Origin of the sequence: Lentilactobacillus hilgardii DSM 20176 = ATCC 8290 (genome assembly GCF_000159315.1) — a bacterium.
GTDB classification, from domain to species: Bacteria; Bacillota; Bacilli; order Lactobacillales; family Lactobacillaceae; genus Lentilactobacillus; species Lentilactobacillus hilgardii.
On sequence record NZ_GG669993.1, the window covers coordinates 626775 to 646793 of the forward strand.

The window sequence follows — 20019 nt, forward strand, 5'->3', positions numbered from 1 at the left end:
GCTTTTATCAAAAAATGCCCATTCTCAAAAATTTAAAATCAAAAGAAACCGTCTTGACTACGCAATCTGGTCTTCAGCTAGCTTGGTGGCAAATTCATTAATCTTTCTTAATCGATGATTAACACCTGATTTTGAGATTGGCCCACCTTCAACTAATTCTCCAAGCTCTTTCAAACTTACTTCTGGGTGCTTCAAACGCGCCCTGGCAACTTGAGCCAACTTAGGTGCTAATTTGTTAATTCCCATAACATCATCAATTAATTTAATATTTTCGATTTGTTTGCTGGCAGCATTAGCTACCTTATTTAAATTTGCGTTTTCGCAGTTAACCAATCTGTTTACCGAGTTCCGCATGTCACGAACAATTCGAATATCTTCAAATTTTAACATTGAACTGGTTGCTCCGATTAATTGAAGAAAATCCGCAATCTTCTCGGCCTCTTTCAAATAAGTAATGTATCCACTTCGCCGCTGTGTTGACCTGGCTTTTAAATGATACTTATTCATCATTTCCGCGATCATTTCATTGTGGCTTTCATACAAAGAATAGATTTCCAAATGGTATCGTGACGTTTCCGGATTATTAACTGAACCACTAGCTAAAAAGGCTCCTCGTAAATATGAACGAATCTGTGCATCGTTAGTTAATAATTTTTGCGGCACCCGTTCAACAATTTGAATACCATCAAAGATTCCCAGGTCATTTAAGACTTCAGTCGCTTTATTTTCAACACGTAGAATATACAAATTATTTTTCTTCAACTTCATCTTTCGACGAACACTCAATTCGCTGGTAATACCGTAAAACTTAGAAAGCAATTGATACATTCTTCTTGCAATTGCTGGATTTTCCGATGAAACATTTAAAACAAAATGATGATTGGAAATTGACAGGGATCCGTTGATTCGAATCAGCGCCATTAATTCTGCTTTGGCATTATCTCTGTGAACTGTTAAAGATGTTAGTTCCTTTTTAACTTCGCTTGCGTATGACATTGGAACAACTCCTTACTCTTCGTCAGTCGATCGACCAATTAAATTCAGTAACTCCTCGGCAACTTCTTGGCCATTATGAAAGGCACCATGGTCCTTAAGCTCCAAGAAGTCAGCGGAAATAACCCGACATCCCATTGCCCGCAAACCTGCAAAATCATGTTTAACAGGTTGGGAAACTTCATTCCATTTTTTGTAATCGATGTATTCAGAAGGAACTTCTTTCATATTAACTAAAACGGTGTTGATGAAATTCTTTCCGAGATGTTGATTAAGTACCCGAACATGATCGGCTTCCGTAAAATTCTCGGTTTCACCTTTTTGCGTCATAATATTGCAAATATAAACAATATCAGCAGTTGTCCTCTTTAAGGCATTTCCAACATTTTCAATCATCAAATTAGGCAAAATACTTGTAAATAGACTTCCCGTCCCTAATACAATCTGATCTGCATTCATGATTGCATCTACCACTTCATCAACCGCTTCAGGTTTGTGGGAGTCATCATTGGTTTCAACCCAAACCCGCCTAATTAATTTACCGGCCGCAGTAATCTCTGATTCACCACTCATATGACTACCATCACTAAATTCTGCATTTAATTCAAGCGGCTCATTTGCAGCAGGGAAAATATGCCCGTCAACTTTCATCATCCTACTAAGAATCTGAACGGCATCAAAAATGCCACCACGCTTTTCAGACAACGCAGCAATAATAAGATTTCCAATCGCATGACCGGCAAAGAACTGATCACTGCTCTTAAAACGGTATTGGAACAAATCCAATTCCAGCTGGGGTAAATCAGAAAGTGCCACCATTACATTTCGAATATCTCCAGGTGGCACAACGTTAATATAATTTCTTAGGATTCCGGATGATCCACCATCATCAGCAACAGTTACAATTGCTGTGATGTCAACATGCCGGTTTTTTAAATTTTTTAAGATAACCGGAAGGCCGGTACCCCCACCGATCACGACAATTCTTGGTCGGTGCGTGTGCAATGCGTCAATCATCTTAGTTTTCCCCCTTCCCTTTATGGCGGTCAATGTCTCGATGCGTAATATTAACCGGATACTGTGGATATTGTTTTTGTAAATCTTTACTTAGTCGTTGGGCAATGGCAACTGAGCGGTGTTGACCGCCAGTACAGCCAATGGCAATTGTTAAACTCGCTTTGCCTTCTTTCTCATATCCAGGCAATGTGAAATTAAGGATATCAAGTAGTTTATCATAAAATGCCTTTGCGCCTTCAGAATGCATAACATAATCAAAGACAGACTTGTCCAGTCCGGTTTTAAACCGCATCTTAGGATCATAATATGGATTTGGCAGAAACCGAACGTCCATGACAATGTCAGCATCCAGTGGCAGCCCATACTTAAATCCAAATGACATCACTTCAACATGGAAAGTGTGGGTTGTATCAGTAGATTCAAAATTATGAAAAACCTCTTCACGCAATCGTCTAGGTGACATATTTGTGGTATCAACGACCAAATCAGCAGCCTTTTTAACATTCTCAAGTAGTTCACGCTCTTTTTGAATGCCATCAATCACCCGACCATTTCTGGCAAGTGGATGTGCCCTTCGAGTTTCTTTATATCGTGAAACCAGCTTGGTATCCGAAGAATCAAGAAAAATAATATCGACATCGTCATTCTTTTTGAGATCATCAAACATTCCGATAATTTCATCATAAAAAACTTGTGAACGCAAATCGATTACAAGCGCGATTTTATTAATATCCCGCTCCATCCTTACTAACTCTTTAAACTTCGGCAAAAGTGTCGGTGGCATATTATCAACGCAAAAATATCCTAAATCTTCAAAGCTTTGCATTGCAACTGTTTTACCAGCACCACTCATTCCAGTAATAATGACGAATTGATTATTCATAGCCATGTTGAATGATGTCCTTTCGTATAACAAACTCATTTGAGTATAACATACCGGGCGTATCATTTTAAGCATTAAATTTTTGCATGACCATCCCAGCCTATCTAAACGCTTTGACTACAGCATTCAAACAAAAAAGGAGCTGACAAAAAGATTGTTCAGTCCCTTTTAATTTTATCATGACTATTACTGAGCAAAGACGTACGAAAAAAGGCAACTTCCAGCCGTGTAATTGGAAGTTAACCGCCTTTTGTCCCACTCTCTATTCAAAATAATCACTCATATGACATCATTAATGGTTTGCTGCTTTAGCAGCCAACTTTTGTTTCGCTCGTTCCGTCAACGCCTTATCCCGTTCCAAAACAGGTTTAAGATATTGTCCGGTATAACTTTTTGTGACTTCAGCAACCTGTTCTGGTGTGCCGGTCGCCACAATTTGGCCGCCACCATCACCGCCTTCTGGACCAAGATCAATCAAATGATCGGCATTTTTAACCACATCAAGGTTATGTTCAATGATGAGTACCGTATTACCATTATCAACCAGCTTTTGCAGGACACCGAGTAATTTACGAATATCCTCACTATGAAGACCGGTGGTCGGCTCATCTAGAATATAAAAATTTTTCCCGCTGGCTTTTTTATATAATTCAGAAGCCAGTTTCATTCGTTGCGCTTCACCACCAGAAAGTGTCGTCGCCGGCTGTCCAAGTGATACATAGCCCAAACCAACATCTTTAATTGTCTGAAGTTTACGCGTAATCTTTGGAATGGCACTAAAGAAATCGAGTGCTTCTTCAACTGTCATATCAAGAACATCGGAAATATTCTTACCCTTGTATTCTACTTCAAGTGTTTCAGCATTATATCGCTTTCCATGACAAACTTCACATGGCACATAAACGTCTGGCAAAAAGTTCATTTCAATTTTTAAGATGCCATCTCCATGGCAGGTTTCACACCGACCACCCTTGACGTTAAAACTAAAACGGCCCTTTTTAAAGCCACGTAGTTTCGCATCATTTGTGTTGGCAAATAAATCACGAATATCATCGAAGACACCGGTATATGTTGCCGGATTACTCCTAGGTGTTCGGCCAATAGGTGTTTGATCGATATTAACGATCTTTTCAATATTCTTATAACCCGATATGGATTTATATTTTCCGGGACGTTCCGAATTATGGTTTAGCTTCTGAGCTAACGCCTTTTTGAGAATATCGTTAACCAATGTTGATTTTCCAGAACCGGAAACTCCGGTTACAACAATCAATTCACCAAGCGGAAAATCAACCGTAATATCTTTCAAATTATTTTGAGCAGCTCCGGTTACACGGACTTTTTTGCCATTGCCAGTCCGCCTTTTTTCAGGAACAGGAATAAATCGTTTTCCAGCCAAGTATTGACCGGTAATTGATTGAGGAGCAGCAGCAATTTGATCCGGTGTTCCAACAGCCATGACTTTCCCACCATCACGACCGGCACCCGGTCCAATATCAACAATGTAATCAGCTGCACGCATTGTATCTTCATCATGTTCGACAACAATCAATGTATTTCCCAAATCACGCATCTTTTTAAGTGACGCAATTAGTCGATCATTATCGCGCTGATGAAGGCCAATCGATGGTTCATCCAAAATATAGAGGACGCCGGATAGGTTGGAGCCAATCTGGGTAGCAAGCCGAATTCGCTGTGCTTCACCTCCGGAAAGAGTCCTAGCTGATCTTGACAGAGTTAAATAATCCAGACCAACATTTCTTAGAAAGGTCAGCCGATCAACAATCTCTTTGATAATCGGTTTTGCAATCATCGTATCTTGCGGGCCAAATTTTAGGCTTTCGAAAAAATTGAGTTCCGCAGATACATCCAATGCAGAAATTTCAGCAATATTTTTGCCATCAACTTTAACAGCTAGTGCCTTGCGATTTAACCGATAACCATGACAAGTCTGACAAGTCAGTTCCGTCATATAACCGCTCAAATTATTTCTGGTAAAATCACTGCTGGTATTGTGATAACGGCGATCAACATTATTGATAACACCTTCAAAGGGACCGTCAACATCTCGAATACCACCAAAGTCACTTTCCAAAGTAAAGTGAAATGACTTTGTCTTAGATCCATAAAGGACAAAATCGCGCTGTTTCTTTGATAACTTGTTAAATGGTGTATCCATGTCAACACCCTCAGCCTTGCACGCTTGTGCTAACATATTCGGATACCATTTGGACCCAGTCGGACTCCAAGGGGCAAGCGCACCTTCGTTCAACGTTTTTGTCTTATCAGGGACAACCAAATCCGGATCAACCTCTAGTTTCATTCCGAGACCGTCACAATCCGGGCAAGCACCAATGGGCGAATTAAACGAAAACAAACGCGGCTCGAGTTCTCCAACAGTAAACCCACAAATTGGACAGGAATAATGTTCAGAAAAAATCATCTGATCCCGTTCGCCTAAAAAGTCTGCAATTGCATATCCACCACTTAATCTAAGGGCAGCTTCCAGAGAATCGGATAACCGATTATTAATACCATCTTTAATGACAATTCGATCGATAACAATGTTAATATCATGCTTTTTATTTTTGTCCAATTCAATGGAATCATCCACATCGAGTGTGTCTCCATCAACCTGAACTCGAACAAATCCTTCACGTTTGATTTTTTCAAATACCTTTTTATGCTGGCCTTTTCGTCCGCGCACAATTGGTGAAAAAATCTGCATCTTTGTCCGTTCCGGAAGCTGCATAATTTGGGCAATCATCTGGTCAACAGACTGACTGGTGATCACTGTCCCATCATTAGGACAAATCGGTATCCCAACTCTGGCCCAAAGGAGTCGAAAGTAATCATTGATTTCAGTAACCGTTCCGACTGTTGACCTTGGATTCTTCGAAGTTGTCTTTTGATCAATTGAAATTGCCGGGCTCAACCCCTCAATCGAATCGACATCGGGTTTATCCATCTGGCCAAGGAATTGACGGGCGTAAGAAGACAAACTTTCTACATATCGACGCTGCCCTTCCGCATATAATGTGTCAAATGCCAACGAACTTTTTCCTGACCCGGATAAGCCGGTCATCACAACCAGTTTATTCTTAGGAATCGTCACGTTAACGTTCTGTAAATTATGTGCACGCGCACCTCGAATTATAATCTTATCATTCACCAAATTTTTTCTCCTTTAGCTGATCTGCGCCTTTAATTCCATAATCGTGTCACGTAGCGTTGCCGCTTGTTCAAAATCAAGCTTTTTAGCGGCTTCACGCATTTCATCCGTCAAACGGGCCAACATATTCTTTTGATCTTTGGTACTCATTTGTTCAAAGTCACTTTCGACAAAGTCATCTTTTTTACCCGCATCACTACTGGATTTAGTAATCGAGATAGCATCACGAACCGGTTTGATAATGGTTTTCGGTGTAATGCCATGCTCTTTATTATATTTAATCTGAATTGCCCGACGACGCGCAGTTTCATCAATAGCCGCCTTCATTGAGTCTGTGACAGAATCCGCATACATAATAACGGCACCATGTTCATTTCGAGAGGCTCGGCCAATCGTTTGAATCAAAGATCGTTCATTTCTCAGAAATCCTTCTTTATCCGCATCCAAAATCGCCACAAGGGAAACTTCCGGAACATCAATCCCTTCACGCAACAAATTGATACCGACTAAAACATCGAATTTGCCGAGTCTCAGGTCGCGAATAATTTGAGTTCTCTCGAGAGTTTTAATATCCGAATGAAGATATTTGACTTTAATGCCCAAATCCTTTAAATAGTCCGTTAAATCTTCAGCCATTTTTTTAGTCAAAGTGGTGACAAAAACCCGTTCATGTTTATCAACGCGTTTATTAATTTCACCGACCAAATCGTCCATTTGACCCATAATCGGTCGGACATCTATTGTAGGATCAAGCAAACCGGTTGGTCGAATAATTTGTTGCACAACATCTTTGGTTTGATCCATTTCATATGGGCCAGGCGTTGCTGACATATAAATGACCTGGTGAACCCGCTTTTCAAATTCCGGCAATCTTAACGGCCGATTATCAAGTGCACTCGGTAATCGAAATCCATATTTGACCAGTTGCTCTTTTCGAGCCTTATCACCATTATACATACCCCTGATTTGAGGCATTGTTTGATGGGATTCGTCAACTACAAGCAGGTAATCATCGGGAAAAAAGTCAAGAAGCGTAAATGGTGGTTGTCCCGGCTTTCTTCGATCCATAAAACGAGAGTAGTTTTCAATACCACTGGTATATCCCATCTCACGCATCATCTCAATATCATACGTCGTCCTTTGCTTAAGCCGTTGAGCCTCTAACAATTTTCCTTCTTTTTCGAATTTAGAAACCTGACTATCCATTTCCTGCTGAATTTCAGGAAGAGCCAACTTCATAACATCATCATTTGTTAAAAAGTGGGTGGCCGGAAAAATCGCAATGTGCTCCCGATCACCAATGACTTCACCCGTCAAAGTATCGACTTCTCGAATTCGATCAATCTCATCGCCAAAAAACTCAATTCGAAAAGCATGCTCATCCCAAGAAGCCGGAAAAACCTCAACTACGTCTCCGTGAACCCTGAAACGGCCACGTTGAAAATCGATATCGTTTCGATCATATTGAATATCAACCAATTGACGCAATAGATGGTCCCTTTCAATATTTTGTCCAACTCTTAGTGAAACAACGTGGTTTCGATACTCTGTTGGATCTCCTAAACCAAAGATTGACGAAACTGAGGCTACAACAATCACATCATTACGTTCCAAAAGAGAACTGGTCGCTGAATGTCGTAATTGATCAATCTCATCATTAATCGAAGAATCTTTTTCAATATACGTATCACTTGAAGGCACGTAGGCTTCTGGCTGATAATAATCATAATAACTAACAAAATATTCTACCGCATTATGTGGAAAAAATTCTTTGAACTCACCATACAATTGTCCGGCCAATGTTTTATTATGTGATAAAACCAGTGTTGGCTTGTTAACCTGTGCGATAACATTTGAAATCGTAAATGTCTTACCGGTCCCAGTTGCCCCAAGTAAAATCTGTGCTTTTTTTCCATCATCAACACCGTTTACTAACTTTTTTATTGCTTGTGGTTGATCACCCGTTGGTTGGTAACTAGATACTAAATCAAATTTATGGTTATTTTCTCTTTCGATCAATCAAATTTCCCCCTGACTGAACTTCGGAATACTTAAAAAGATTAAAAAAGGCACGGACAATTTCAGGTTACGCCCGCCCTTGAGATAACTGTACAAAAAACAAATACAACAACTTGCTTTGATACTTGCTCAATCAAATCAACATTGATACTTCTTCATAAGACATTTTACCATACGAACATACTTTCGCAAACCATTATTTACCGGAATTTTCACTTTTTAGAACCCGCCTGGTTAATTTTCTCAATTTCTCTTGAGTCGTAAAATTTTCATCCAGCATCTCCGGAATGACTTTTGAAACAACGTATTGGACACAGTGCATATCGCGATACTGCAGCATCGTTGATAAACTTTCTTTATACATTTCAGGATAAACCTCTTCAGGATTCCCCTTTTGAATTTCACCAAATGACTCATAGAGTAAATCCACTTTATCGGCAACCGCTAAAACCCTGCCTTCTAAAGTATCATCTTTACCTTCTGAAAGTCGACGACGGTATGCATCTTGGAATTCAGATGGAATTTCATTTTGAATAAAGTTTTCGGTTAGCTTATCATCCACATCTGCCAGCATTGAACGAAGCACTGGCGTTGCATACTTAACGGGTGTCTTAATATCACCAATAAAGCGTTCGGTATAATCATGATTCAATGCTTTTTCATACAATAAACGCCAATTGACCGTTTCACCTGCATTTTCTTCAACATCTCCAAGAAATTGTGCAATCTCAGCTACCTTAAAAGAGTGGGCCGCCACCGAGTGTTGTTCAAACTTAAAATATCCAGGTGCCCGATTAATCAATTCCAATTCAGCTAAACTTTCCAAATATTGATGCATTCCCATAAGTCAATTGCCTCCATCCAGTTCATTTATTTTTCTTTATACCAAAGAAGGTCGAGAAAATTATCCCGGCCTCCTTTCTGTTCATATATAAATCATATCTCATTTAAACACGAATTCAAAATGAAACGAAATCTTAATGCGATACTTCTGTTTGTCCCTTTGAACTAAGTGCTTCTACATATTTAAAGGCTTGTTGGCCAGCAATACCGCCTTCACCAACAGCCGTTGTAATTTGGCGTAAATCCTTTTGTCGAACATCGCCAATCGCATAAATGCCCGGAACCGAAGTTGCCATCTGATCGTTTGTCTTAATCCAACCATCAGCATCCGTAATATCCAAGTTAGCAAACGGTTCAGTCATCGGTAATAAACCAACATAAATAAAGACACCGGAAGTTTTGATTTCAGACTCTTCATTAGTTTTATTATTGACAGTTTTAACTGCGGTGACCTTTTTATCATCACCAAGAACTTCAGTCACATTAGTATCCCAAACAAAATCAATTTTATCGTTTGCAAATGCTCGATCCTGGATCACCTGCTGTGCTCGAAGTTGTTCTCGACGATGAATAACCGTTACATGATTAACAATGCCAGCTAGATACGTTGCTTCCTCAATGGCAGAATCTCCACCACCGACGACCACGACGTTTTTATTCCTGAAAAAAGCACCGTCACACACGGCGCAGTATGACACACCTTTACCACCGTATTCATGTTCACCGGGAATGCCTAATTTCTTATACTCTGAACCGGTCGCAATAATGACAACCTTTGCTTCAATCTCTTCACTATCTGTCTTGACAATTTTGACATTGCCTTTATCCTCAATAGATTCAACTGAACCATAAACATATTCGGCACCAAAATTAACCGAACTGTCGTACATCTGTTGAGCGAGATCCGGACCCATGATTGATTTAAAGCCGGGATAGTTTTCAATTGCCGCCGTATTGTTCATTTGACCACCATAAATGCCGCGGTCAATCATTGCGACTGATAAATTTGCTCGGGATGCATAAAGCGCGGCGGTCATCCCACCAGGCCCAGCACCAATCACAACGACATCATAATTTTTAGCCATTTGGATCCTCCTTGTCTTTCAATGAATTACAACTATCAATTTACTATGAAAAAGTAAGTCTGTCCAGTAGAAAGATTTTACTTTTTCTGTTTCATATCTTCTTCACTTAATTGTTTACCAAGATCCTTCAAATAAGTACGTAATCCACTTGAAATCTCTGGATGCTGCAGACCAAAAATAATGTTAGTCTTTAACCAACTTAACTTATTACCGGTATCGTAACGTCGACCTTTAAATTCATGTGCAAATACCCGCTGTGTCTTGTTTAGCGTATCAATCGCCGAGGTCAATTGGATTTCCCCACTGGCATCAGGTTTAGCATTTTCCAAAATACCAAAAATTTCCGGAGTTAATAGATATCGGCCAATAATTGCCAGATCACTTGGTGCCTTTTCCGGCGATGGCTTTTCAACAAACTTTTTAACATTGAACAACCCTGGCTGCACTTCTTCGGATGGATCAATAACACCATATTTTGAAATATCTTTATGGGCTACCCGTTTAACAGCCAAAGTCGATGCACCGGTTTCCTGATAGCTATCCATGAGCTGCTTGGTTAAAGGCACCTTATCTTCCATCACATCATCGCCCAACATTACAACAAACGGTTCGTTGCTGATAAAACTTCGAGCGGTATAAATTGCATCTCCCAGCCCCCGTGGATGTGATTGGCGAATAAAATAGATGTTCATATCATTCGTTTTACGAATGCTCTCTAGCATGTCCGTCTTATGACGTTCCTCAAGATTTTGCTCAAGTTCAGGATTAGCATCGAAATGATCTTCAATTGATCGTTTACCCTTACCAATCACAATCACAATATCTCTAATACCGGATTTCTTTGCTTCTTCCACAATAAACTGAATTGTCGGCGTATCAACAATTGGCAGCATTTCCTTTGGAAGAGCCTTGGTTTCCGGTAAAAACCGAGTTCCTAATCCAGCAGCCGGAATAACAGCTTTGGTTACTTTCTTTTGCATTTATATACCTCAACCTTTCTAAAAATTAGTCTTTTTAATTATTCTATTTCTGAACGACCTTCCCGCGTCATTAATTGATTGATTGTTTCTTTAATATCGGCACCATCATATAAAACGTGGTAAATGGCACTTGTAATCGGCATTTCAACGCCGCGTTTCTTGGAAAGTTGATACGCTGCCCGCGTTGTTGCAATGCCTTCAATCACCATTCCCATGTTTTTGATAACCTGGTCCAGTGATTCACCACGGCCTAATTCATTACCAGCACGCCAATTTCGAGAATTTGTACTTGTAGCGGTTACAATAATATCACCAACACCTGATAAACCGATAAAGGTAAGCGGATTAGCGCCAAATGATGTTCCCAGTCGAGAAATTTCCGCTAATCCTCGGGTCATCAAGGCCGCTTTTGCATTGTCTTTATACCCTAATCCATATAATGCACCGGCACCTAACGCAATAATATTCTTAAGAGCAGCTCCGATTTCGACACCAATAACATCATCACTTGTATAAACCCGGAAATAATGATTCATAAATAAATCCTGAATCTCTTTTGCTGCCCTTTGATTATCGCTGGCAACCGTGACTAGTGTAATGTCCTTAGTAACAACGTCTTCAGCCTGACTTGGACCCGATAAAACGGAAATCGATTGACGATTTTCCGGGGCAATCTCCTGTGCGAGCACCTGTGAAAGGCGCAGATATGTTTTCTCTTCAATTCCCTTTGAAGCATGAATAATATTAACCCATTGATGACGTTCCTTTAAGATTTCTGCCACTTGGTGGGCAACCGATCTGGTTACCTGAGTTGGCACAACAAACAAAATATAGTCAACGTCTTCAATCGCTTCGCCTAAATCATTGTATGCTTTGATTGAATCAGAGAAAGTAAAGTTTTTAATGTATTTGGTATTGGTATGGGATTCATTGAACTCCTTAACCTGTTCCTTATTATATGACCATAATTTTACATTTGATCCATTTTCATCAAGGATACTTGCCAAAACGCTTCCCCATGATCCAGCTCCAAGAACCGCAATTTCTTTAGTCATCATTATTCTCCTTTTTTATTGGTAAATTAAAAATCAACATTCAGCGTATTCCCTTCCAGGTACCATGGATTCACCTGATCACGACGTCGATAGATCGCTAGAATAATCGCGCCAACGAACAGGAAGATCGACAGTATTTGTGAAACCCGTAAGTTGAACAACATCAAACTGTCTGTCCGCATTCCCTCGATAAAGAACCGTCCAAATGAATACCACATCACATAACCCAAGAAAACTTCACCCTGCTTAAATAAATGAGGGTTATGCCGTAGCGTTATTAACACTAAAAATCCTAAAAAGCTCCACACCGACTCATATAAAAATGTCGGTTGTCGATATGCGCCGCTGATATACATTTGTGAAATAATGAAATGCGGCAGGTGAAGACCTTGAAGATACGCTAAAGAGGTTATTTTCCCAAATGCCTCTTGGTTCATAAAGTTTCCCCAACGCCCAATTGACTGAGCCAAAATAACCGTTGGTGCAGCAACGTCAAGCATTAACCAAACAGGGATAAAACGTCGACGGCAGAACCAAATAACCACGATCATTGCACCAATCAAGGAACCATAAATGGCAATACCGCCATCCCAAATTTGAATGATTTCTCCGGGATTATCTTTGTAATACGACCACTGAAAGATAACGTAGTATAGCCGAGCACAGATTAAAGCAGCCGGTAATGCCCACAAAATCATATCATAAATATCATCGGGCTTGATACCACGTTTTTTACCTTCCCTGACAGCCAAGTAGACCGCTAAAATAACACCACAGGCAATAATAATGCCATACCAATGGACTTCAATCGGTCCTAAATGGAAAGCAATTGGGTTTAAAGCCAAACTTTTAAAACTAAACAATATGGGCACTCCTATTTCTTCGAATCAGGTTTTTTTGATGTTTTCCCGATTAGATCCTTATTCTTCTCTTCAACATTCTTTTCTTCGGCTTTTTCTTTTGCATCACTGACACTATTAGCCTTAATTAAATTATTCAAATTACGATCAAAGGTTTCAGTTGCGTCATAACCCATCGATTGCGCACGAAAGTTCATTGCAGCTGCTTCAATAATAATAGCCAAATTACGACCGGTTTTAACCGGAATAGTAATTTTTGGCACATTCACATCAAAAATATGAACATTTTGTGTGCCATTTCCAAGTCGATCAAATTTTGCATCTTTTGTGTAATTTGCCAGATGAATAATTAAATCAACCTTGGTCTGGCTTCTGACCGCACCTGTTCCAAAAAGCGTCATAACATCGATAATCCCAATTCCCCGAATTTCAAGAAGGTGGCGTAAAATAGCCGGTGCCGTTCCTACCAGCGTTTGCTCATCCTGCTGATACACTTCTACCCTATCGTCAGCAATCAACCGATGTCCACGTTTAACAAGTTCCAGGGCCGTTTCACTTTTGCCTATACCACTATCACCGGTAATTAAAATCCCCAAGCCATAGACGTCGACTAAAACACCATGAAGGGATTTTCTTTCAGCCAATTTATCTTCCAGATAATTGGTCATATTGCTTAAAACCCGTGACGTTGTCAGTTTCGATCCCAACACCGGAATATGCTCTAATTCAGCAGCCTCAAGCAATTCTTCCGGTGGGTCAAGCTGCGTGGAAATAACGAAAGCCGGCGTTTGCGGTTGACACATTTTTTTCATAACGTCTAACAGGTTTTTGTGAGACATTCCTTTAGAATACGAAATTTCAGTTATTCCAAGTAGTTGAATTCGGTTTGCAGGATAATAGTTAAAAAAACCTGTTAATTCCAGACCAGGCCTGGATATATCACTGGTAGAAATTGACTTACTTTCCAAATATTCCTTACCATAATATACATCCAGTCGGGTATTGGCAACTAAATCCGCTACACTAACACTTTCAGTCAAGAACATCCCTCCTCAAATAATCACTATAATTTTATCACTTTTATATACGCCACGTCTTTAAGAGAATGAGGAAAACAACAAAATGTTTTAGTTAATCAGCTACGATTTATCAAAATAACTAGCGATAATAACACTCACAACCGACATTAAAATAGCAATAAGCATCGCTGTCCAAAACGAGGAAAACTGAAAGCCTGCTCCAACAATCCTCGAGGTTAGTTCCAACATCAATCCATTAATCACAATGCCAAATACCCCCAGCGTTAAAAAATTAATTGGTAAAGACAAAATAATGATGATAGGTTTAACCAACCAGTTTAATACCCCCAATACCAATGCCGCAATGACCGCAATTTCAACGCTCGAAACATATAAGCTGCTAGGAAAGAAACCGCTAATTGCCATAAACAATAAAGCATCAATTAAGACAGTTGATAGGAATCTCACAGTTAGCCTCTTTTCTTGTCGTGATTAATATCTTCTTCCTCAACACCGTGAATCACTTTTCGTGATTTTTTAGAAGAATTCTGATTTTTGTAAGTTGATTTAAGCTGATTAAAAAATGATACGGGCGCATTTTCAGCCGGAATAATCGCAATCATAACAATATAAGCCAGAATTGCCACCAGACCAACACCTGGAGTAAACATCAAAATAATGTATAGAATACGTACCAATGTTGAATTCCAATCAAAGTAAGCGGAAATGCCACCAAGTACACCAGCTATCCACCGATCCTCAGACGATCGGTAAAGCTTCTTTTTATCACTCATCGAAAAGCCTCCATTATAAATTGACTCTTAAATTAAGCGTATCAAAAAAAACGCCGCAATCAAGTATGCCGCGTAAAAAAATATGCTTTTTTAATTTAATTCGATAATTTTTCCGGTTGCCAGATAAATTGTCCATTCACAAATGTTGGTACTGTAATCGCTCACTCTCGAAAGATCCTTGGCAACATTAAGGTAGATAATCGCAGAGTTAACAATTTCAGAATCCTTTGCCATCGCCTGATAACTTGGAGCGGCAATATCATTATAATGTTTTTCGATAACTTTATCGTATCTCTTAGCAGTTTCCTTTGCCTTATCTTGATCTGCCTCACCGTAAGAACTGATAGAATCATCATATTGTTCACTTACATCCTTAGACATTGACGCAATAATAGATTCAACTGTTGCAATTCGCGGTTGACCTTTAATACTGAGCGTTGACCGCGCAATATTTCGTGCATGATCCCCAGCCCGCTCCAAGTCTGTCACTGCTTTTAAAATACCGACAACTTCACGCAAATCACCCGTGACCGGTTGATAAAGGGCAATCATTTCAAAAGAGCGTTTTTCAATATGGATCTGTAAATGGTTAATCGCATGATCATTTGTAATTACTGTTTCAGCTTTATGGGTATCATGGTCGATAAAAGCCTGCCCCGCATTAGCAACAGCCTCTCCAACCAATGCCCCAAGTTTCATAAAATCTGCCTTTAAAGTAACTATTTCTTCGTCAAAAACCTTTCCCATTAGGTCATCCCCTATCCAAATCGACCACTCACATAATCCTCTGTTTGCTTCTCATCAGGATTAACAAATATTTTCGTCGTATCATCATACTCAATGATTCGACCTTCCATAAAGAATGCTGTTTTATCAGAAATTCTGGAAGCTTGCTGAAGATTGTGAGTCACGATTATAATTGTATAGTTCTTTTTTAGTTCAAGTAGCGTATTTTCAATATTTGCACTGGAAATCGGATCAAGTGCACTGGTCGGCTCATCCATTAAAATAACTGACGGTGAAACTGCCAAAACCCTGGCGATACAGATTCGCTGTTGCTGCCCTCCTGAAAATGAAAGTGCATTATCATACAAATGATCCTTAACCTCATCCCAAACTGCAGCCTGTTTCAAACTTCGTTCAACAATTTCGTCAAGTTTTTGTTTATCCTTAACACCTGCAATTCTAAGTCCATAAGTAATATTATCATAAACTGAGAATGGAAATGGGTTTGGTTGTTGAAAAACCATTCCAATTTCTTTTCTTAAATCAACCAAATTTGTTTGCGGTGAATAAATGTTTTGCTCATGAAACTTAACAGTCCCTGTAATTGTGACACCATCTATCATATCGTTCATTCGATTTAAGCATCGCAAAAAGGTTGACTTTCCACATCCAGATGGTCCAATTAGTGCAGAAATCTGGTTGGGATTAAAATCTAAATGAATATTGTGCAGCGCTTGGAAATCACCATAAAACAAATCAAGATTATTTGCTGAAATAATTGGCTCAGACATCAAATTGCCTCCTATCCAAAGTTGCCAGAAACATAATCATCGGTTAACTTAATTTTTGGTCTGGTAAAAATCTTCCTGGTCTTGTTATACTCAATTGCCTCTCCCAAATTAAAGAAGACCGTGTAATCACTTAAACGCGCAGCCTGTTGCATGTTATGGGTCACAATGATAATGGTATAGTTTGGTTTTAATTCTCGGAGTGTCTGTTCAAGTTGTGATGTCGACACCGGATCAAGTGCGCTTGCCGGCTCGTCCAAAAGTAAGACATCCGGTTTAACAGCCAGTGCCCGCGCGATACATACCCGCTGCGCTTGACCACCGGATAATGATTGTGCACTTTTATGAAGACTGTCTTTAACCTGATCCCAAACCGCAGCCTGCTTCAAAGTTGTTTCAACGACCTCGTCCAATACTTTTTTATCATGAATCCCTCTTCTTTGCAGGGCAAATGTCACATTATCATAAATTGATTTAGCAAAAGGATTAGGACGTTGAAACACCATTCCTATTCGACGACGAACCTCGTAGACGTCAATTCCGGGTTGATTAATATTAACACCCTTATACAGGATTTCTCCCTTAACCGTTGCAACATCATCATTCATCCGGTTTAAAGAACGTAAGAAGGTGGATTTACCCGACCCTGACGGACCTATTAAAGCCGTGATGGTGTTCTTTTTAAACTGAATGTCAGCGTGATGCATTGCTAAATTCTTACCATAGTAGATTTCAAGATCCTTAGTTTGCATGTCAATATCATTTTCTTCGGGGTCAAAGTGATAGATAAACCGTTCATGATTGTTTGTATCAAATTGCATATTGAATTCTCCTAGTTCATCGAAGTCATTTTCTCGAATACCTTTCGGCCAATATAACGTGCTGAAAGATTAAAAATTAAAATTGCCAAAACCAAGACCGCGGCAGAACCGGATGAAACCTGGGTTAGGTCAGGCATAATCCCTTCAGAATTAATTTTCCAAATGTGTACGGCTAGTGTTTCAGCTGGACGCAAAGGACTTAACGGACTGTCAATGTTGAATGGATTCCAATCGCCAAAATTCAATGCGGGTGCGCTCTGCCCAGCCGTGTAAATTAGAGCAGCGGCTTCGCCAAAGACTCGTCCAGAACAAAGGATGACCCCACTAATAATCCCCGGTAAGGCAGCAGGAACAACGATATGGATAATCGTTTCGTATTTTGATAGTCCAAGTCCCAAACCACCCTGTCTCTGATCATCAGCAACGCTTGCCAATGATTCTTCAATATTCCTGGTAAGCAAAGGTAGATTAAAAATGGTGAGTGTTAACGCACCTGAAATAATCGAAAACCCGAAATTATAATGAACAACAAATAATAGGAACCCGAACAATCCTACAACAACGGATGGTAACGAACTTAAAATCTCAATTGATGTCCGAATCATTGATGTAAACCAATTATCTTTTGCATACTCGTTTAAATATATTGAAGCCCCCAACGCGATCGGCAGTGAAATCAACATTGCCAAAATTAACAAGTAAAAAGAATTAAACAATTGAACACCGATGCCCCCACCGGAACTAAATGCCTTGGCCGGAGATGTTAAAAATTTCCAACTAACGTTTGGCAAACCTGTGATAAAAATGTATCCAATCAAAAATGCCAAGATCAAAACCACAAAACCTGCAATTGCTTTTAGAATAATTATTGCAACCTGACTTTGTTTCTGCACTCGATTCATTTACTAAACGCTCCTTTCCGACCAATAAAGTGTACCAGTAAATTAAACAGCAACGACATCACCAGCAATACAAGAGCAAGCGACCAAAGCGCGTCATTCTGCATGGACCCCATCACCGTATTTCCCATTCCTGCGGTTAAAACAGAAGTCAACGTTGAAGCTGGTGAAATCAGGTTATGTGGCATTAACGACGCATTTCCGATAACCATTTGCACTGCTAAAGCCTCGCCAAACGCTCTGGCCATTCCAAAAACAACAGCAGTCAAAATTCCTGGTGTTGCGGCTCTTAGGACAACTTTCCAAATTGTCTGCCACTTCGTTGCTCCGAGTGCTAAAGATGCCTGACGATAGTATGTTGGTACCGATTTAAGGGAATCAACAGTCATAGACACGATGGTCGGTAAAATCATAACAAACAGGACAAACGTTCCTGAAAGGATTCCGAAACCACTGCCACCAAACACATTTCGTACAAACGGAACGACCACGGACAAGCCGATAAATCCATAGACAACCGATGGAATACCAACCAGCAATTCAGTAACCGGCTGAAGAATTTTAGCGCCCCTCTTCGGCGAAATTTCAGTCATATAAACAGCCGTTCCAATCGCAAATGGTGTTGAAATGACAGCAGCCAAAATAGTGACTAGAAATGAGCCGAGAATCATTGGTAAAGCGCCAACTGCGGCGTGACCGTCAGGTGTTTTTGTTCCGGGGTTCCATAAGGTGCCAGTAAAGAAATCCTTCATACTGATATGATCTTTTAGAAAGGTCGACATACCCTTTGTTGCAATAAACAAAATAATCCCAATGACAATCACCATAATTAACAAAAGTGCACAGAAACATAAAAAACGGCCAAAGTGTTCATAACGTGCTGTTTTGGACTTTTTAAATAATTGTTTTGCCAACTTTTGATCTTGCATTATTCTACCCCCGATCTCTTTGAAATCTTACCCTGCCATGTTCGTTGATACTGCATATCCTTTACAGAAATATAGCCAAGCTTATTAAACAGTGTTTTTTGAATATGATCGTTCTGAAGGTAATGAAGAAATTTCTTAGTTAGACCGGTTGGTTGGCCATTTGTATAAATATGTTCATAAGACCAAATTTTCCAATCATTATCCATAACATTTCGCTCAGTCGGTTTAATGCCGTTAATCGTAATTGGCTGAACATCCTTGTTTACATAGCCGAAAGACACGTAGCTAATCGCGCCAGGCGTCGACGAAACGATTTGACGAACGGTACCGGATGAATCCTGCTCTTGGGCTACCGCACTTTCACGGCCATTTAGACCGTATTCTTCAAAAGTCACCCGCGTACCGCTTCCCTGGGTTCGGTTAATAAGCGTAATTGGCAGGTTCTTCCCACCAACCTGCTGCCAATTTTTGACTTTTCCTGTAAAAATCGCAATCAACTGCTTGGATGTCAATCGATGGATACCGACCTTTTTATTAACAATTGGCGTCACACCAACCACGGCTATTTTATGATCAACTAATTTTTGGGGATTAATACCAGCTTTTTCCTGGGCAAATAAATCCGAATTACCCATTTGGACCGCGCCTGATTCAATTTGACTCAATCCCGTCCCAGAACCGCCACCTTGCACATTAATAAAAATGCCACTATGTTCGGCCGAGTATTCTTCACTGGCAGCTTCTACTAATGGCTGCAATGCTGTTGATCCAACCGCGGTAATTGATTGTTGGTTAGTTGCCTGCTTACTTCGGGTAGTGTACGATCCAATACCTGCAAGGATAACCACTGCCACTAGTAACCATTTAATCATTCTTCGTTTCTGCATCCGCATTTCCTCCTCAAATCTCCACTACTAATTGTATTAAATCAATGTAAAAATTTGATATTTGAAATGTAAAAGTTTTGTAAATAAATCACGGGGTGTCTTGTCTAAAAAAGCAGGTCTGTCAAAGCCCGTCATAATCGAAAAAGATTAGTTTATGGCATATGTATGAATTACCAAAACTAATCTTTTTTATAAATAATCTTTAACTTGATTTGATAAACGGACAAAAAGGCTTATGTGTTATAGTCA

Annotated in this window: 19 protein-coding genes; all 19 read right to left on the reverse strand. The window is 39.8% G+C overall.

What is annotated here, in order from left to right; translation table 11 throughout:
- Nucleotides 1–57: 57 nt before the first annotated feature.
- Complete coding sequence (gene whiA / locus HMPREF0519_RS07095) at nucleotides 58–996, reverse strand: DNA-binding protein WhiA (protein ID WP_004561701.1); 939 nt, start codon at nucleotides 994–996, stop codon at nucleotides 58–60.
- Between the two features lie 12 nt (nucleotides 997–1008).
- A complete protein-coding gene (gene mgfK, locus HMPREF0519_RS07100) occupies nucleotides 1009–2010 on the reverse strand; it encodes a gluconeogenesis morphogenetic factor MgfK (protein ID WP_004561702.1) in 1002 nt (333 codons plus the stop codon).
- A 1-nt stretch (nucleotide 2011) separates the two neighbouring features.
- The gene (gene rapZ, locus HMPREF0519_RS07105; RefSeq protein ID WP_003554559.1) at nucleotides 2012–2899 is read right to left on the reverse strand and encodes an RNase adapter RapZ; all 888 of its coding nucleotides are present in this window, start codon (nucleotides 2897–2899) and stop codon (nucleotides 2012–2014) included.
- Between the two features lie 286 nt (nucleotides 2900–3185).
- Entirely contained in the window at nucleotides 3186–6068 is a 2883-nt protein-coding gene (gene uvrA / locus HMPREF0519_RS07110) for an excinuclease ABC subunit UvrA (protein ID WP_133281500.1), read from the reverse strand.
- Between the two features lie 12 nt (nucleotides 6069–6080).
- Nucleotides 6081–8084 (reverse strand): excinuclease ABC subunit UvrB, encoded by a 2004-nt coding sequence (uvrB, locus tag HMPREF0519_RS07115; protein WP_003554563.1) that lies wholly within the window; start codon nucleotides 8082–8084, stop codon nucleotides 6081–6083.
- Between the two features lie 196 nt (nucleotides 8085–8280).
- Nucleotides 8281–8928 (reverse strand): YfbR-like 5'-deoxynucleotidase, encoded by a 648-nt coding sequence (locus HMPREF0519_RS07120; protein ID WP_003554567.1) that lies wholly within the window; start codon nucleotides 8926–8928, stop codon nucleotides 8281–8283.
- A gap of 133 nt (nucleotides 8929–9061) precedes the next feature.
- Complete coding sequence (gene trxB / locus HMPREF0519_RS07125; RefSeq protein WP_004561704.1) at nucleotides 9062–10012, reverse strand: thioredoxin-disulfide reductase; 951 nt, start codon at nucleotides 10010–10012, stop codon at nucleotides 9062–9064.
- Between the two features lie 77 nt (nucleotides 10013–10089).
- A complete protein-coding gene (gene galU / locus HMPREF0519_RS07130) occupies nucleotides 10090–10992 on the reverse strand; it encodes a UTP--glucose-1-phosphate uridylyltransferase GalU (protein WP_003554571.1) in 903 nt (300 codons plus the stop codon).
- Between the two features lie 38 nt (nucleotides 10993–11030).
- Complete coding sequence (locus HMPREF0519_RS07135; RefSeq protein ID WP_035462846.1) at nucleotides 11031–12047, reverse strand: NAD(P)H-dependent glycerol-3-phosphate dehydrogenase; 1017 nt, start codon at nucleotides 12045–12047, stop codon at nucleotides 11031–11033.
- Between the two features lie 26 nt (nucleotides 12048–12073).
- Complete coding sequence (gene lgt, locus HMPREF0519_RS07140) at nucleotides 12074–12919, reverse strand: prolipoprotein diacylglyceryl transferase (RefSeq protein ID WP_003560954.1); 846 nt, start codon at nucleotides 12917–12919, stop codon at nucleotides 12074–12076.
- A 2-nt stretch (nucleotides 12920–12921) separates the two neighbouring features.
- Entirely contained in the window at nucleotides 12922–13947 is a 1026-nt protein-coding gene (gene hprK, locus HMPREF0519_RS07145) for an HPr(Ser) kinase/phosphatase (protein WP_190870463.1), read from the reverse strand.
- 99 nt (nucleotides 13948–14046) lie between these two features.
- Nucleotides 14047–14394 carry a phage holin family protein gene (locus HMPREF0519_RS07150; RefSeq protein WP_004561705.1) on the reverse strand — a complete coding sequence of 116 codons (348 nt, stop codon included), beginning with the start codon at nucleotides 14392–14394 and terminating at the stop codon, nucleotides 14047–14049.
- 2 nt (nucleotides 14395–14396) lie between these two features.
- Entirely contained in the window at nucleotides 14397–14720 is a 324-nt protein-coding gene (locus HMPREF0519_RS07155) for a PspC domain-containing protein (protein ID WP_004561707.1), read from the reverse strand.
- 90 nt (nucleotides 14721–14810) lie between these two features.
- Complete coding sequence (gene phoU / locus HMPREF0519_RS07160; protein WP_003560962.1) at nucleotides 14811–15467, reverse strand: phosphate signaling complex protein PhoU; 657 nt, start codon at nucleotides 15465–15467, stop codon at nucleotides 14811–14813.
- A gap of 11 nt (nucleotides 15468–15478) precedes the next feature.
- Complete coding sequence (pstB, locus tag HMPREF0519_RS07165; RefSeq protein WP_003560964.1) at nucleotides 15479–16237, reverse strand: phosphate ABC transporter ATP-binding protein PstB; 759 nt, start codon at nucleotides 16235–16237, stop codon at nucleotides 15479–15481.
- Nucleotides 16238–16248: 11 nt separating this feature from the next.
- A complete protein-coding gene (gene pstB, locus HMPREF0519_RS07170) occupies nucleotides 16249–17055 on the reverse strand; it encodes a phosphate ABC transporter ATP-binding protein PstB (RefSeq protein WP_003560965.1) in 807 nt (268 codons plus the stop codon).
- Nucleotides 17056–17066: 11 nt separating this feature from the next.
- Nucleotides 17067–17957: a phosphate ABC transporter permease PstA gene (pstA, locus tag HMPREF0519_RS07175; RefSeq protein WP_003560967.1), complete on the reverse strand. Its 891-nt coding sequence runs from the start codon at nucleotides 17955–17957 to the stop codon at nucleotides 17067–17069.
- Nucleotides 17954–18883 carry a phosphate ABC transporter permease subunit PstC gene (gene pstC / locus HMPREF0519_RS07180; protein WP_004561713.1) on the reverse strand — a complete coding sequence of 310 codons (930 nt, stop codon included), beginning with the start codon at nucleotides 18881–18883 and terminating at the stop codon, nucleotides 17954–17956. The genes pstA and pstC overlap by 4 nt, the downstream gene beginning before the upstream one ends.
- Nucleotides 18883–19770, reverse strand: coding sequence for a phosphate ABC transporter substrate-binding protein PstS family protein (locus HMPREF0519_RS07185; protein WP_003560971.1), 888 nt, complete (start codon nucleotides 19768–19770; stop codon nucleotides 18883–18885). Before HMPREF0519_RS07185 ends, pstC begins: the two co-directional genes overlap by 1 nt.
- Nucleotides 19771–20019: the final 249 nt, after the last annotated feature.